Here is a 14,770-nt window from a genome sequence, read left to right on the forward strand (position 1 = left end):
TCGTCAGCTCGTCGACAGCACGTCCCGGAGTTCCTTCGGGATCAGTTGCTCGCAGGACTTCTTCGACGCGGTCGTGAGTGAGTCGTTCACGCAGGTGTAGTAGTCGCGGTACACGAACTGGAGGGAGAACGTCGCGGCGACCATCACGAGGGCCAGCGACGCCGTCACCAGGCCGCTGATCGCCGCCGTCTTCTGGGGGCGGCGGGGGCCCGGGGCCGGTGCCGGGGCCGTCGGGTCGGGGGTGGGGGGCTTGGCGCGCAGCGCGCTGATGCCCCAGTGGAGGGCCAGCGCGCCGAGCAGCAGTGCCACGTACGGCCAGCCGAAGAGTACGAAGAAGAAGGCCCACATGCCGGAGAGCAGCGCGTAGCGGGCGCGGCGCTGGGCGGGGTCCGTCGGGTCCCAGCGCAGGCCCGAGCCCGGCCCGCCCTCGGGGCCGCCGGCCGGACCACCGGGACCTCCGGGGCCGCCGGGACGCTCGCCGAAGTGACCGCCGGGCGCCCGGCCGGGCTGCCGGTCGCTCCACTGGCTGCCCCAGGGGGAGCCGTCGCCGTCGCCGGAGTCCTGGCCCTGGCCGCGCGGGCGCCACGGCTGGTCCGGTGCTCCCTCGGGCGGCGGCGCGAACGGGTTCTCGTCCGACGGTGCCGATGGCCGCCCGTTCTCGGGTACGTCCTCGCTCTCGCGCGGCGGCGTGGGAGAGGAGCTCCGCTCGCGCAGCAGGAGCGAAGAGAGGCGGAGGCTGCGGTCCGGCATCAGGTGTGCGTCTTCCCCTTGGTGGCTCTGGCGGGCTGTCGTGCTCGTCATGCTCGTACGTGTCGTCCTGCTGGGCTTTGCTCGTCGCGCATATGCCCGTACCCGTCCTCGGTCAACGTCCCACGTACGCACGGCGTTCCCCGGGCTGTGCAGGGCGTCACACGACGGTGATCGTCGGCGAATGCTCCCCAGACCGTACCTTCCGGCCACCCACCCGTCCCGTGGGGGCCGCCCGGTGTGCCGGTATCGTTGCTGACGGTCGGCCGCTTCGTAGACTTCCCCGTATCGGGAGGCGCGAAGCCTTCGTAGGAATACACGAAGAGCGTGATGAGCGTGATGAGCGCGAAGAGTCGACCGCGTCACCGTTCCCCCGAGAAAGGGCCCCGCCGTGGCCAAGGCCAAGCGCCTCGTCGTGCTGGTCTCCGGATCCGGTACCAATCTGCAGGCACTCCTCGACGCCATCGCCGCCACCGGGCCCGAGGCCTACGGAGCCGAGATCGTGGCCGTCGGGGCCGATCGCGGCGGCATCGAGGGGCTCGCCCGGGCCGAGCGCGCCGGGCTGCCGACCTTCGTGTGCCGGGTGAAGGACCACGGCACCCGCGAGGAGTGGGACGCGGCGCTCGCCGAGGCCGTCGCCGCGTACGAGCCCGATCTCGTGGTCTCCGCGGGGTTCATGAAGATCGTGGGGAAGGAGTTCCTGGCGCGGTTCGGTGGGCGGTTCGTCAACACCCACCCGGCCCTCCTCCCCAGTTTCCCGGGAGCCCACGGCGTGCGCGACGCGCTCGCGTACGGCGCCAAGGTCACCGGATGCACCGTCCACTTCGTCGACGACGGCGTCGACACCGGACCGATCATCGCCCAGGGCGTGGTGGAGATCCGGGACGAGGACGACGAGAGCGCTCTGCACGAGCGCATCAAGGAAGTCGAGCGAAGGCTGCTCGTCGAGGTCGTGGGGCGGCTCGCCCGCCACGGCCATCGCATTGAGGGACGAAAGGTAGTTATCCAGTGACCGCCGAGAGCAACGAGAGCACCCAGCGGCCGATCCGGCGCGCGCTCGTCAGCGTCTACGACAAGACCGGGCTCGAGGAGCTCGCGCGCGGGCTGCACGAGGCCGGTGTCGAGCTGGTCTCCACCGGCTCCACCGCCTCCCGTATCGCCGCCGCCGGCGTCCCCGTCACCAAGGTCGAGGAGCTGACCGGCTTCCCCGAGTGCCTGGACGGCCGGGTCAAGACCCTGCACCCCAAGGTCCACGCGGGCATCCTCGCCGACCTGCGGCTCCCCGACCACCGGAGCCAGCTGGAAGAACTCGGCGTCGAGCCCTTCGACCTCGTCGTCGTGAACCTCTACCCGTTCCGCGAGACCGTCGCCTCCGGCGCCTCGGCCGACGAGTGCGTCGAGCAGATCGACATCGGCGGCCCGTCGATGGTCCGCGCCGCCGCCAAGAACCACCCGTCGGTCGCCGTGGTCACCAGCCCGGTCCGGTACGCCGACGTCCTGACCGCAGTGAAGGACGGCGGCTTCGACCTCGCCGCCCGCAAGCGGCTCGCCGCCGAGGCCTTCCGGCACACGGCCGAGTACGACATCGCGGTCTCCTCCTGGTTCGCCTCCGCCTACGCCCCGGCCGACGACTCCCAGTTCCCCGACTTCGTCGCCGGCAGCCTGGAGCGCTCGCACACCCTGCGCTACGGCGAGAACCCGCACCAGCCCGCGGCTCTCTACACCTCCGGCACGGGTGGGCTGGCGGCTGCCGAGCAGCTGCACGGCAAGGAGATGTCGTTCAACAACTTCACGGACACGGACGCCGCCCGCCGTGCCGCGTACGACCACGACGAGCCCGCCGTCGCGATCATCAAGCACGCCAACCCGTGCGGTATCGCGGTCGGCGCCGATGTCGCCGAGGCGCACCGCAAGGCGCACGCCTGCGACCCGCTGTCCGCGTTCGGCGGTGTGATCGCCGTCAACCGGCCGGTCAGCAAGGAGATGGCCGAGCAGGTCGCGGAGATCTTCACCGAGGTCATCGTCGCGCCGGACTACGAGGAGGGCGCGCTGGAGGCGCTCGCCAAGAAGAAGAACATCCGCGTGCTGCGCGTCCCCGACAGCCCCGCCCACCCCGTCGAGGTCAAGCCGATCGACGGCGGCGCGCTCCTGCAGGTGACGGACCGTCTCCAGGCCGACGGCGACGACCCCGCCAACTGGACCCTCGCGACCGGCGAGGCGCTCTCCGCCGACGAGCTCCAGCAGCTCGCCTTCGCGTGGAAGGCGTGCCGGGCCGTGAAGTCCAACGCGATCCTGCTCGCCAAGGACGGCGCCTCGGTCGGCGTCGGTATGGGCCAGGTCAACCGCGTCGACTCCGCGAAGCTCGCCGTCGAGCGGGCGGGCGCCGAGCGCGCGCAGGGCTCGTACGCCGCCTCCGACGCGTTCTTCCCGTTCCCCGACGGGCTGGAGATCCTCACCGAGGCCGGCGTCAAGGCCGTGGTCCAGCCGGGCGGTTCGGTCCGCGACGAACTGGTCGTCGAGGCCGCGCAGAAGGCGGGCGTCACGATGTACTTCACGGGTACGCGCCACTTCTTCCACTGAGTCGCCGATCCGCCTGTACGGCTGGGGCCTGTCCGGTGATCCGCTGGACAGGCCTGAGGGCCCGCCGGTACCCCCGGCGGGCCCTCGCCGTTCACGACCATGTGCTCAGGCCCTAGGGTCTCTGGGCCCTAGGGCGTGTTTCGAAAGTCCCGTCTGCCCCGCGACGCCTGGCACGGCACCTCGCCGCGTTGTCGGGGTCGTCCGCGTACGCCCAGTACGCGGACGACCCTCCGCCTTGCGACGCACCGCACCAGACGCCGCGGGCCCCGCCCTCCGGGCGGACGACGCCACTTTCGAAACACGCCCTAGGTCGTACTGCGCAGAGCCGCCCAGGTCGCGGCGTTGACCCGGCCGTTGGCGTTCAGGCCCTTGTCGCTCTGGAAGAGCCTGACCGAGGCGCGGGTGTCCTTGCCGAAGTTGCCGTCCACTCCGGCTCCGCCGATGCTGTAGCCGCGCTTGCTGAGCATGCACTGCACCTGCAGGACAGGGTCGCCGGTGTCGCCGCGCTTGGTGAGTTCGCTGCCGGAGTAGTACGCGCAGTCGGAGATCCACGCCGGGGTGGAGGGCTTCGTCGGGGCATCGGTGGGGGTGGCGCTCGGGGCGGTGCCGCTGTCGCCGCCCTCCCCGTCGCCGTCCGATGTGTCGTCGGTGGGGTCGCCGGCCCCGGGGGTCGTGTTCGTCGAGCCGGAGGAACGATCCTCCTCGATCTTCGAGCCCTTGCCCTCCTCCTCGTCGCCTTCCTCTTCCTCCTCCTCGCCCACCTTGCCGTTCGCCTTGCCGCTCGCCTTCTCGGTCGAGGGCGAGTCGGAGGCGGCGGGCAGGGCGGAGACCGCGGCGTCGCGCGCGGAGCCCTCCGCAGCCTCGGAGGAGGACGAGGGGTCGCCGATGGCGGGACGGGTCGCGAACCACGCGGTCACGGCGAGGACGCACACGGCGAGCGCGGCGACGACCACGAAGTACGGCCGTTTTCGGCGGGCCCGGTTCGGCGCCTTGCCCTGACTTCCCGCCGCAGCCCCCGCAGCCCCCGCGGCCCCTGCGGCCCCCGGCATCTCCGGAGCCGGCCCGAAGCCGGAGACCGGATCGGCGGCGCCAGCGGACGCGGCAGCCGACGCGGACGCGGGATTCGACCCGGCGGCGAGCCCTGATCCGGCGGCGAGGCCCGATCCGCCCGCACCCTCCCGTCGCGTGGACGCCCGCAGGTGAACGGTCTCCTGGGCCGTCGCCCGGGACAGCAGGACGGCGGCTTCCCGGCGGGCCCGCAGCCGGGAGTCGAGGGGTTCGGGCCAGGGCAGTCCGGGGCCGAGCCGGGCGGCGGCGGCCGTCGCGGCCTCGACGAGCCCTGCCGGAGTGGGCCGCCCGACGGGGTCCTTGTCGAGGCAGGCGGTGAGAAGCGTCGACAGGTCGGGGTCCAGGGCCAGGAGCTCGGTCATGACGTCCGGCCTGGGCTCCTCGAACGCCACCCGGTGCATGACGTCCACCCCGGTCCCGTCGCCGAACGGGGCGTGCCCGGTGACGGCGTACACAAGGGTCCCGGCGAGGGAGAAGACGTCGGAGGCGGAGTCGCAGCGGCCGTCGCGCAGATACTCGGGCGACATGTACGCGGGGGTGCCGACGCGGTTGCCGGTCGAGGTGATCGCGCTGCTGTCGACGGCCTGCGAGATGCCGAAGTCGATGACGTGCACGCCCCCGGTCGAGAGCAGCACGTTGGACGGCTTGAGGTCGCGGTGCACGACCCCGGCGGCGGCCAGCGCCGACAGCGCGTGGCCCAGCTCGCCGACCAGCCGCCAGGCCCCGGCGGACGTCAGCGTGCCGCACTCCTGGACCGCGTCGGCGAGGTTGAGGCCCGGCAGGTACTGCGTGGCCATCCAGAGCAGCTCATGCTCGTCCTCGAAGCCCGTGCCGAGTAACGAGGGCGCGTACTGCGTACGGACCCGCTCGTGCACGATCGCCTCGCGCTCGAAGCGGCGCCGGAACCGGACGTCCTCGGCGTACTCGGGCCGGATCACCTTCACCGCGGCGAGCCCGGGCCCGTCGTCGGCGGGGCTGGCCAGGTACACCCGCCCCATCCCGCCGCTGCCGAGCAGCCCGAGCGGTACGTACGGGCCGAGGCGCGCGGGGTCCGAGGACTTCAGCGGAGTGGCGCCGGCCTGCGCCAGCGCTGCGTCACCGGAGGCCGGGGAGTATGACGGCAGGGGCTGCCGCTGATCTGACATGGTCCCCCCGGAGTGGTGTGCTCTGGCCATGCGTTGCCTCAACGGTCCATGTGGCAACACCAGTTCAGCGAGAGACTACCCGCGAGGGCCCGGACGGCCCACCGATTCCGGATCAGTGGGCCGCACGGATTTGTATGTCTGCTGTCGAAGAACGACCGGATCGGCAGCTTTCCCGCTCGCTGTGGCGCCCGGTAATGGGAGGTACGGCCCTGCGGGCGCGGGGGCTCAGTAGCGCGGGCGGTTGAACCACTGACCGGCGTCCCGCTTGCTGCAGAAGACGATGATCAGGATGCCGAGCGCGAGGCTGATCAGGGCGAAGACGTTGGCGCTTATGAGGCTGACCACGCTGAAAGCCGTGACGAAGGAGGCATAGACGATCGCGGAGATCCGGATGCCGTTGCCCCCGGTGGAGAACTTCGTCGCGGTGAGGATCCCCCAGGCGGCGAAACCCAGGGCGACGACGCCGAAGGCGATGAACACGCCGGCGCCGAAGTTCGCGATCGTGTCCGTGTCCTCCGAGGAGAGCGAGCCGTCGGCGTTGGCGCTGTCCGAGATGTAGTCGGCGAACCAGGCGCTGGCCACCATCAGCGCTACACCGCCGATCACCTGGAACGCGCCCAGGACGTACAGCATGATGCGCGCGCCCTTCACACCGCCCGGGATGGCGACGGGCCCGTCCGGGTAGCCGCCGTAGCCCTGCGAGACCGGCGGCGCCGTCGGGTAGCCGTAGCCGGGCTGCTGGGGCGGGGTCTGCTGCGGGTATCCGTAGCCGGGGGCGGGCGGCTGCTGCTGGGGCGGCGGGCCGTAGGGGTTTTTCGGGTCGCCGAAGCTCATGGCGGTTTTTCCTCCGTTGCCTTGTGCGGGGACGCGCGGCACGGGTCGGAGGAAAGCCCTGATCTGTGATCTGTATGACGCGGTTACATCCCCCCGGCAGTGCCCGCGGCACTGTGCCCACAATCGTTTTATATGCCCGCTCTCTTGTCCAGCGGCATTCCTCGTGTGTTGTGCAAGTGCAACACATTCCGATCATGGCTGTGATGGGCCGACGCACCCTCCGCAGCCCCTCTTCGTCCGTCCACGAGGTGGCCGGATTGGAACCGGGGCCCCGTCATCCGCGAAGATTGGACCCATGACCGCCCAGATTCTCGATGGCAAGGCCACCGCAGCCGCGATCAAGTCCGATCTGACCGCCCGGGTGGCGGCGCTGAAGGAGAAGGGCGTCACGCCCGGCCTCGGCACGATCCTCGTCGGCGAAGACCCCGGCAGCCAGAAGTACGTCGCGGGCAAGCACCGCGACTGCGCGCAGGTGGGCATCGCCTCCATCCAGCGCGAACTGCCCGCGACCGCCACCCAGGAGGAGATCGAGGCGGTGGTGCGGGAACTGAACGAGGACCCCGCCTGCACCGGCTACATCGTCCAGCTGCCGCTCCCCAAGGGCATCGACGAGAACCGCATCCTCGAACTGATGGACCCCGACAAGGACGCCGACGGCCTCCACCCGATGAACCTCGGGCGCCTCGTCCTGAACGAGCCCGCCCCCCTGCCCTGCACCCCCAACGGCGTCCTCACCCTCCTGCGTCAGTACGGCGTAGAGATCAAGGGAGCCGAGGTCGTGGTCGTCGGCCGCGGTGTCACCATCGGCCGCCCGATGCCGCTCCTGCTCACCCGGCGCAGCGAGAACGCGACGGTGACCCAGTGCCACACCGGCACCCGTGACCTGTCAGCGCACCTCAAGCGCGCCGACATCATCGTGGCCGCCGCCGGCTCCGCCCATCTGATCCGCCCCGAGGACGTGAAGCCGGGCGCCGCCGTCCTCGACGTCGGGGTCTCCCGCTCCGCCGAGGGCAAGATCGTGGGCGACGTCCACCCGGGCGTCGCCGAGGTCGCCGGCTGGATCTCCCCGAACCCCGGCGGTGTCGGCCCGATGACCCGCGCCCAGCTGCTCGTCAACGTGGTCGAGGCGGCGGAGCGCAGTGTCGGCTGACGGCGGGTCGGACCGGATGGTGGACAAGAGGGCGGACGAGGGGGTGGACGAGGTGGCGGAGAAAGCCGCCGAGCAGGCCGCCGAACAGACGGTGCGGGACGCGGTGAGCGCCCCCGACGCCGAGGGCCGACCCGTCCGGGCCACCCGGCGCTTCCCGAGGTTCACGAGGGACACCGCGCGCCCCGAGGGCGGTGGCCGCGCCGCCTCCGGTGACGCGCCGGCCCCCGCCCGCCAGTGGCCGATCCTCGTCGTGCTGTGCGCAGTGGGCCTCGGCCTGCTGCTCACCGCGATGGACGTGTTCCGCTGGGGCACCCTGCTGATCGGCGCCGCGCTGCTCGCCGGCGGGGCGCTGCGCTGGGTCGTACCGGACGTCGGCATGCTCGCCGTCCGCTCCCGCTTCACCGACATGGTCACCTACGGCGTCCTCGGCACGGCCATCGTGCTGCTCGCGCTGATGGCCCAGCCGGACCCCTGGCTGGAGCTCCCGTTCCTCGGCGACACGCTGCACTTCACGGTGGGCGAGGAGACGGGCTGAGCGCCGAGCCCCTGTCGTCGTCGGCATCGAGACGGCGGCCCGTCCCCTCCCCCGAGTAAGGACGAACCGCCGTCCCGATCCACACTCGGGTACGGCGAACGCCCTGTTCAACAGCTGTCGGGCCGCTGTGGCACGGAAGTGACCATTCCGCCAAGGTGTCCGCATCCGGCCACGACGGCGTCGTCCGCACGCCATGTGCGGATGGGCGGGGTGGGCGGGGGCGCGTAGGGGTGAGCGGGGGAGTGCGAAGTGGCGGCCGGGAGCCGTCGCGTCGGCCGTGCGCCTTCCGGTCGGAACCCGTGCTCCTTCCGGTGGGAACCGGTCCGCCCACCGGCTTCGTCACTTGCTCAGACCCTTGCCGCCCCCCTGCCCGCACCGCGCGCAGACCCCTGTTCCCTGGTCAGACCCCGCCCGACACCGAGGAGGCAGCCGATGGGCGCGTGGCAGCCGCTGCCGGACGAACTCCCCCCGGAGGTACGGCACTTCGTGGAGCAACTGCGGCTCCTCAAGGACCGCACCGGCCTCAGTCTGGTCGCGCTCGGCGCGCGCACCGCGTACAGCAAGTCCTCCTGGCAGCGCTATCTCAACGCCACCCAGCCGCCGCCCCGGCAGGCGGTCGTCGCACTGTGCCGGGTCGCCGGCGAGGACGCCGAACGCTTCGGAGTCCGCTGGGAAATGGCGGTACGGGTCTGGCCGCGTACCGCGCCACCGGGCGGGGGACCGGCGGGTGCCCCGGAGCGGGCCGGCGAGCCGGGGCAGGCGGGCGAGCCCGAGAGCGGCGCGTACGAGGACGACCCGACCGTGCCCTGGTGGGACGTCCTGGTGGAGGAGCCGAGCCCCCGGCAGCCCGGCCGTATCGCCCTCTACGCGGCGCTCGCGGTCCTCGCCGTCCTGGCCCTCGTGGGCGCCGCGCTGATAGGGGCCGTCACCCTGACGTGAATCGCCCTCGGGCGCACATCACCCGACGGGGGACGGCCCCTAGGGCCCTTCCAGGGCCTGTCAGCCCCGCCAGTCGTACGCGGCGAGCTTCCACTTCGAGCCGATCCTGACGTGGTACTTCCCGTCGATCCGCTTGAAGGTCACCTCGTGCGCGACGCCCGAGTAGAGCACGTCGCCGTTGTTGTACGGGCCGTCCAGGAAGCCGTCGGCCTGGCCGAAGGTCTCCTGGCCCGCGATGCCGTCGATGTACTCCAACTCCTCCTGCGCCTGCCAGTACTTGGTCGCCGAGCGCGTCTTCGGGCCGAAGATCCCGTCGATGTCGGAGGCGGTGAAGGTGTGCAGACCGCCGTTCGCGTCCTTCCACTTGGCGCCGTCGGCGTACAGCACGCTCTGCCACAGCCGCGTCGCGTTGCTCCTGGAGTGGCTGCTCACGGACAGCGTGCCTTCGTCGCCCCAGTCGTTGTACGCGGATCCGGTGCCGTCGACGACATGTGGCCCGGAGGCAGTGGCGAGCGGAGCGGCGGCGCCGAGCGCGAGCCCGGCGGAGGCCGTCACGGCGACGGCCGCGAGCAGCAGCCTGGTCCTGGCCTTGGGCTTGTGGTGCATGTGATCCCCCTGGTCCCCGTGCTTTCCTGGCCATCACCGAGGTGTACGAGCCCTAAGAGTCGTACGGGTTCCGTTCGACCCGTGAGCCCGGGCATGTGTGGCCGTTGTGCCGATGTGTTGACAAGTTCGAGGATTTGCCGCTGATCTGCTCAACGCCAGGGCTAATGTGGGCATTCGGGATGGTCCGGGACGTCCCGTGCGCAGGCCTGGGGTTTCGTCCGGCGGCACGGGATGCCGTACGGGACGTCGGTGGGACACTTGGGGACCCGGAATCAGGGGTGCGCGACGGCGCACGCCCCGGCCCGAAATGCTCCCGCGCGCCCCCACCCCGGGAACTGACAGCTCGGCCTCGCGCATCCCATGGGGTAGTGCGGGACAAGGGCGGACGGGGACCGTCGGCGCGGGGGAAAGTTCAGGCACGTTCGGGGGGAAGAGGGGGAAGCAATGCCTCGTTGGAGGGCCTTGCCCGATGAACTCGATCCGCAGGTCAAGGAGTTCGCCGGCCAGCTGCGCAGGCTCGTCGACCGCAGCGGGTTGAGCATCGCGGCGGTGGCCGACCGCACGGGCTACAGCAAGACGTCCTGGGAGCGGTACCTCAACGGCAGACTCCTCGCGCCGAAGGGCGCGATCGTCGCTCTGGCCGAGGTGACCGGTACCAATCCCGTCCATCTGACCACGATGTGGGAGCTGGCCGAGCGCGCCTGGAGCCGCTCGGAGATGCGCCACGACATGACCATGGAGGCGATCCGCATCTCCCAGGCGCGCGCCGCGCTGGGGGACACGGGGTCGCAGCCGTCCGCCAAGGGCAAGAGCGGCAGGGCGAGCCGGGGCGCGACCGCGACGCCGGGTGTGGCAGGTCCGGCCGGAGTGTCCCCGACGGTTCCGCCGCAGGCACCGCCGCCGGGGGAGGAACGCAGGCCGTCGTACGGGAGTTCGCCTTCGCGGTCCGCTCCTTCCGACCCTTCCGCACCGTCCCCATCGCCGTCCGGCTCGTCCTCGTCCCCGTCCCCGTCCTCGCCTTCGTACGGTGGGGGAAGCGGCTCGGCGGGCACGGCTGGTCCGGCGCGGGTGGGCTGGGGGGTCACGCCGTCGCCGTCGGACCGGCCGGGGGTGGCGTCGCCGTCGTCCTCCCCGTCGACCGAGGCGGGGGCTTCGGCGTCGGGGGCCGCCGGGGTTCGTACGCCGGGCGGCGCGTCTGTTCCGCCCGGGGTGTTCGGGCCCGTGCAGGGGCTCGCCCGGCCCGACGGCGGCGGGTCGCGGCCGAAGCGGCGGGTGGCGATGTTCTTCGCGGGGGCCGTCGGCGCGCTCGTCTTGATCGCCGTGGCCTTCCTCCTGACCAGGGGCGGCGGGGAGAACGAGGCGGGGGACAAGTCGCCGGTGTCCCCGACGCCCTCGATCAGCACCAACTCCGACCTCCCGGCCGGGGTGAAGTGCAGCGGCAAGGACTGCGATGGCAAGGACCCGGAGAGCATGGGGTGCATCGGCGACCTCGTGAAGACCACCGACTTCGCCACGGTCGGCGCGGCCCGCGTCGAGGTCCGCTACAGCGAGACCTGCGGCGCCGCCTGGGCCCGTATCACGCAGGCCACGCAGGGCGACGAGGTCCGGGTGACGGTGGGAAAGACCAAGCAGACGGCGGCGATCGAGGCGGCCGGGGACAACATCGCGTACACGATGATGGTCGCCGTGAAGGACGCGGGCGACGCCACGGCCTGCGCGACGCTGGCGACCGGGGAGGAAGGGTGCACCGGGTAGATGCCGGGGGCTTCGGTGCGGTTGTCGCCTCCGACGCCTCCGACGGCTCGACGGCTTCGGCGAGTTCGGCACGCTCGGCGGGTGCGGTGAGGGCGCCTCGACGTCGTAACGCAAAGTAATCGCCGTACGGGGGGAATGGGATTCGGAGTCCGGGGCAGACGGGACAGTACCCCCACGGGAGTCCGGCCCGCCCGGGAGATCCCCCCCTCCCGGCCCGGCATCCCCAAGGCGGCCGCCCTGGTCCTTCTCTCCCGGACCGGGGCGGCCGCGTCTCCTTTTGCGGGCTGTTGGAGTGCGCCGTCGGGCGGGCTGTGGGGTGGGCCACACGGACCCGGACGTCCGGGATCCCGGATGCGCGATAGCCTGACCACCGATCTCTCTTGATGCCAAGAGATCGATCATTTGTACGTCCCACAGGGGCAGGGACGCCCCACCGCCAGCTGTCATACGGAGAACGCCATGACCCGCACTCCCGTGAACGTCACCGTCACCGGCGCGGCCGGCCAGATCGGTTACGCCCTGCTCTTCCGCATCGCCTCCGGCCAGCTGCTCGGCGCGGACGTGCCCGTCAAGCTCCGCCTGCTGGAGATCACGCCGGCGCTCAAGGCCGCCGAGGGCACCGCCATGGAGCTCGACGACTGCGCCTTCCCGCTGCTTCAGGGCATCGACATCACGGACGACCCGAACGTGGCCTTCGACGGCGCCAACGTAGGCCTGCTCGTCGGCGCCCGCCCCCGTACCAAGGGCATGGAGCGCGGCGACCTGCTCGAGGCCAACGGCGGCATCTTCAAGCCGCAGGGCAAGGCCATCAACGACCACGCCGCGGACGACATCAAGGTCCTCGTCGTCGGCAACCCGGCCAACACCAACGCCCTCATCGCCCAGGCCGCCGCGCCGGACGTCCCGGCCGAGCGCTTCACCGCGATGACCCGCCTGGACCACAACCGCGCGCTGACCCAGCTGTCGAAGAAGACGGGCGTGCCGGTCTCCGAGATCCAGAGGCTCACGATCTGGGGCAACCACTCCGCGACCCAGTACCCGGACATCTTCCACGCCACGGTGGCCGGCAAGAACGCCGCCGAGGTCGTCAACGACGAGAAGTGGCTCGCCGAGGACTTCATCCCGACCGTCGCCAAGCGCGGCGCCGCCATCATCGAGGCCCGTGGCGCCTCGTCGGCCGCCTCCGCCGCCAACGCCGCCATCGACCACATCTACACCTGGGTCAACGGCACCGCCGAGGGCGACTGGGCCTCCATGGGCATCCCGTCCGACGGTTCGTACGGTGTGGCCGAGGGCCTCATCTCCTCCTTCCCCGTCACGGTGAAGGACGGCAAGTACGAGATCGTCCAGGGCCTGGAGATCAACGAGTTCTCCCGCGCCCGCATCGACGCCTCGGTCCAGGAGCTGGCGGAGGAGCGCGACGCGGTCCGCGCGCTCGGCCTCATCTGAGAAGCGCCGTAGTCGGTTCTGAGAGGCCCTGCCCCCGGTTCGCCCGGGGGCAGGGCCTTTTCCCGTCACGGCCGCCCGCCGCGCCGTGCCCGCCGCCCCCAACCGAAGCCCTGGCCACGGCGTCCCGCGCGGTCGCATCGAACTCCGTACCCCCGTCATCGGTCCGTTCGGGGGGCCGGTTGGCGGGCCCGCGGAATCGATCACTAGTCTGACCGTCGGTCCAGCGGTGGCCGGTACCCGGATGGCCGATTCACTACGTCGTCGACGTACGCCACGCCGGCCCGCACCAGCACACACGCCCGACGGGGGAGCACACATGGGAGAGCAGCGCAGACGTCTGCGGTCCAGCACGGTCGTACTCGGTGGCATGGGCGTCGTCGCGGCGGCTCTCACCTCCTGCGGCTCCGAACCGGACCGCCGCTGTGTCGACCGCGACAGCTACGACATAGCCAACGGCTACAAGATCGTCGCCGACAGGAACTGCAACTCGACGTCTTCCTCGTCTAGCAAGAGTCGCAAGACCAGCAGCGGCAGCAGCAACCGCAAGTCGGCCGGCACCGTCGACGCCGCCTGGTACTACGACGCCGATGTCACCGGACAGTGGGCCGACTACGGCACCTTCAGCCGCAGCGAGGCCGTCGACCGGGACGGCTTCGGCTGCTCGGGCTCCGGCTCCGGCGGCGGCTGACCCGCCGGGGAGGCAGAGCCATGGAACGCCGCACGATCGAGCCCCGCCCCGGCTGGCAGCAGACCGTCGAGGAACAGGGGCTCATCTACCCGCTGACCCGCCACCCGGACGGCTCCCTGCGGCCCTACTGGGACGAGAGCGCCCACTACGTCTTCTCGCTGCCCGAGGTCGAGGCGCTGGAGGAGGTCGTCGAGGAACTCCACCGGATGTGCCTGGCCGCCGCCGCGCACATCGTCGCCGAGGACCGCTTCGCCGACCTCGGCATCACCGACCCGCGCCTCGTCGACCTCGTCGCCGAGGCCTGGCACCGGCGCGCCGAACTCCCCTCCGTCTACGGCCGCTTCGACCTGCGCTACGACGGCACCGGCCCCGCCAAGCTGCTGGAGTACAACGCCGACACCCCGACCTCGCTCGTCGAGGCCGCGAGCGCCCAGTGGTTCTGGATGGAGGAACGCTTCCCGGGCGGCGACCAGTGGAACTCCCTCCACGAACGACTCGTCGACGCCTGGAGGAAACAGGCCTCCCTCCTCCCGCCGGGCAGCCCCCTCTACTTCGCGCACTCCGCTGCCGACGAACTCGGCGAGGACCTGATGACCGTCGCCTACCTCAAGGAGACCGCCGAACAGGCCGGCCTCGACACCGGCTGGATCCCCATGGAGGACATCGGCTGGGACCGCCTCTCCGGCCGCTTCGTGGACAAGAAGCTCGGCTTCATCCGCAGCGTCTTCAAGCTCTACCCCTGGGAATGGCTCACCACCGACCGCTTCGCCCCGCACGTCCTCGCCACCCTCGACAACGGCGGCGGCACGGGGACCACGATGTGGATCGAGCCCGCCTGGAAGATGCTCCTCAGCAACAAGGCCCTCCTGGCCGTCCTCTGGGAGCTCCACCCCGGCCACCCCAACCTCCTCCCCGCCTACCTCGACGGCCCCCGCGAACTGACCACGACCAACGGCTACGTCGCCAAGCCCCTCCTCGGCCGCGAGGGCGCCGGCGTCACCGTCCACCCGCCCGGCAGCGACCCCGTCGTCCGCGAAGAACCCTGCTGCTACCAGGAGTTGGCGCCCCTGCCCGCCTTCGACGGCAACCACGTCGTCCTCGGCGCCTGGGTCGTCGAGGACGAGTCGGCAGGCCTCGGCATCCGCGAGTCGTCCGGGCTGGTCACGGACGGGTACGCCCGCTTCCTGCCCCATGTGATCCTGTGACGGCCGCCGTCCCGCCTCGTCGTTCGTATGGTGGACGCGGGCGGCCGCCGCTCGCGGGTGCCCGATAGG

At 71.6% G+C, this 14,770-nt stretch carries 13 protein-coding genes; 9 read left to right on the forward strand and 4 right to left on the reverse strand.

Annotation, left to right across the window (positions count from 1 at the left end; translation table 11 throughout):
* Positions 1 to 3: 3 nt before the first annotated feature.
* On the reverse strand, positions 4 to 750 hold the full coding sequence (locus tag SGFS_RS35880; protein WP_286260239.1) for a hypothetical protein: 747 nt from the start codon (positions 748 to 750) through the stop codon (positions 4 to 6).
* Between the two features lie 388 nt (positions 751 to 1,138).
* On the opposite strand from SGFS_RS35880, the gene purN reads away from it, so the two are divergent.
* Positions 1,139 to 1,759, forward strand: coding sequence for a phosphoribosylglycinamide formyltransferase (gene purN / locus SGFS_RS35885; RefSeq protein ID WP_286256315.1), 621 nt, complete (start codon positions 1,139 to 1,141; stop codon positions 1,757 to 1,759).
* Entirely contained in the window at positions 1,756 to 3,327 is a 1,572-nt protein-coding gene (purH, locus tag SGFS_RS35890; RefSeq protein WP_286256316.1) for a bifunctional phosphoribosylaminoimidazolecarboxamide formyltransferase/IMP cyclohydrolase, read from the forward strand. Before purN ends, purH begins: the two co-directional genes overlap by 4 nt.
* Positions 3,328 to 3,632: 305 nt before the next feature.
* Here the strand turns inward: purH and SGFS_RS35895 are convergent, their stop codons facing one another.
* Positions 3,633 to 5,540: a serine/threonine-protein kinase gene (locus tag SGFS_RS35895; RefSeq protein WP_286256317.1), complete on the reverse strand. Its 1,908-nt coding sequence runs from the start codon at positions 5,538 to 5,540 to the stop codon at positions 3,633 to 3,635.
* Between the two features lie 225 nt (positions 5,541 to 5,765).
* A complete protein-coding gene (locus SGFS_RS35900) occupies positions 5,766 to 6,374 on the reverse strand; it encodes a hypothetical protein (RefSeq protein WP_286256318.1) in 609 nt (202 codons plus the stop codon).
* Between the two features lie 295 nt (positions 6,375 to 6,669).
* Between SGFS_RS35900 and SGFS_RS35905 the strand changes: the two genes are divergently transcribed.
* The 3 genes from SGFS_RS35905 to SGFS_RS35915 all read left to right on the forward strand — a co-directional run bounded on the left by SGFS_RS35905 (position 6,670) and on the right by SGFS_RS35915 (position 8,998).
* Entirely contained in the window at positions 6,670 to 7,524 is an 855-nt protein-coding gene (locus SGFS_RS35905) for a bifunctional methylenetetrahydrofolate dehydrogenase/methenyltetrahydrofolate cyclohydrolase (RefSeq protein ID WP_286256319.1), read from the forward strand.
* Positions 7,525 to 7,540: 16 nt separating this feature from the next.
* Positions 7,541 to 8,059 (forward strand): DUF3017 domain-containing protein, encoded by a 519-nt coding sequence (locus tag SGFS_RS35910; protein ID WP_286256320.1) that lies wholly within the window; start codon positions 7,541 to 7,543, stop codon positions 8,057 to 8,059.
* 432 nt (positions 8,060 to 8,491) lie between these two features.
* Complete coding sequence (locus tag SGFS_RS35915; RefSeq protein ID WP_286256321.1) at positions 8,492 to 8,998, forward strand: helix-turn-helix domain-containing protein; 507 nt, start codon at positions 8,492 to 8,494, stop codon at positions 8,996 to 8,998.
* Positions 8,999 to 9,058: 60 nt separating this feature from the next.
* Here the strand turns inward: SGFS_RS35915 and SGFS_RS35920 are convergent, their stop codons facing one another.
* Entirely contained in the window at positions 9,059 to 9,604 is a 546-nt protein-coding gene (locus SGFS_RS35920; RefSeq protein ID WP_286256322.1) for a peptidoglycan-binding domain-containing protein, read from the reverse strand.
* A gap of 444 nt (positions 9,605 to 10,048) precedes the next feature.
* On the opposite strand from SGFS_RS35920, the gene SGFS_RS35925 reads away from it, so the two are divergent.
* From SGFS_RS35925 to SGFS_RS35940, 4 genes are all read left to right on the forward strand, one after another.
* Positions 10,049 to 11,359, forward strand: a complete 1,311-nt coding sequence (locus SGFS_RS35925; RefSeq protein ID WP_286256323.1) for a helix-turn-helix domain-containing protein — start codon at positions 10,049 to 10,051, stop codon at positions 11,357 to 11,359.
* A gap of 459 nt (positions 11,360 to 11,818) precedes the next feature.
* Positions 11,819 to 12,808, forward strand: coding sequence for a malate dehydrogenase (locus tag SGFS_RS35930; RefSeq protein ID WP_286256324.1), 990 nt, complete (start codon positions 11,819 to 11,821; stop codon positions 12,806 to 12,808).
* A gap of 316 nt (positions 12,809 to 13,124) precedes the next feature.
* Positions 13,125 to 13,496, forward strand: a complete 372-nt coding sequence (locus SGFS_RS35935; protein WP_286256325.1) for a hypothetical protein — start codon at positions 13,125 to 13,127, stop codon at positions 13,494 to 13,496.
* Between the two features lie 20 nt (positions 13,497 to 13,516).
* On the forward strand, positions 13,517 to 14,701 hold the full coding sequence (locus tag SGFS_RS35940; protein ID WP_286256326.1) for a glutathionylspermidine synthase family protein: 1,185 nt from the start codon (positions 13,517 to 13,519) through the stop codon (positions 14,699 to 14,701).
* The last annotated feature ends 69 nt before the right edge of the window (positions 14,702 to 14,770 follow it).

This window comes from Streptomyces graminofaciens, assembly GCF_030294945.1.
Classification (GTDB): Bacteria; Actinomycetota; Actinomycetes; order Streptomycetales; family Streptomycetaceae; genus Streptomyces; species Streptomyces graminofaciens.

Excerpts from the sequence above, each read along its gene's own strand:
- SGFS_RS35880 (WP_286260239.1), bottom strand. The coding sequence starts at position 750 with ATGCCGGACCGCAGCCTCCGCCTCTCTTCGCTCCTGCTGCGCGAGCGG.
- SGFS_RS35895 (WP_286256317.1), bottom strand. The coding sequence starts at position 5,540 with ATGTCAGATCAGCGGCAGCCCCTGCCGTCATACTCCCCGGCCTCCGGT.
- SGFS_RS35900 (WP_286256318.1), bottom strand. The coding sequence starts at position 6,374 with ATGAGCTTCGGCGACCCGAAAAACCCCTACGGCCCGCCGCCCCAGCAG.
- SGFS_RS35905 (WP_286256319.1), top strand. The coding sequence starts at position 6,670 with ATGACCGCCCAGATTCTCGATGGCAAGGCCACCGCAGCCGCGATCAAG.
- SGFS_RS35910 (WP_286256320.1), top strand. The coding sequence starts at position 7,541 with ATGGTGGACAAGAGGGCGGACGAGGGGGTGGACGAGGTGGCGGAGAAA.
- SGFS_RS35915 (WP_286256321.1), top strand. The coding sequence starts at position 8,492 with ATGGGCGCGTGGCAGCCGCTGCCGGACGAACTCCCCCCGGAGGTACGG.
- SGFS_RS35920 (WP_286256322.1), bottom strand. The coding sequence starts at position 9,604 with ATGCACCACAAGCCCAAGGCCAGGACCAGGCTGCTGCTCGCGGCCGTC.
- SGFS_RS35925 (WP_286256323.1), top strand. The coding sequence starts at position 10,049 with ATGCCTCGTTGGAGGGCCTTGCCCGATGAACTCGATCCGCAGGTCAAG.
- SGFS_RS35930 (WP_286256324.1), top strand. The coding sequence starts at position 11,819 with ATGACCCGCACTCCCGTGAACGTCACCGTCACCGGCGCGGCCGGCCAG.
- SGFS_RS35935 (WP_286256325.1), top strand. The coding sequence starts at position 13,125 with ATGGGAGAGCAGCGCAGACGTCTGCGGTCCAGCACGGTCGTACTCGGT.
- SGFS_RS35940 (WP_286256326.1), top strand. The coding sequence starts at position 13,517 with ATGGAACGCCGCACGATCGAGCCCCGCCCCGGCTGGCAGCAGACCGTC.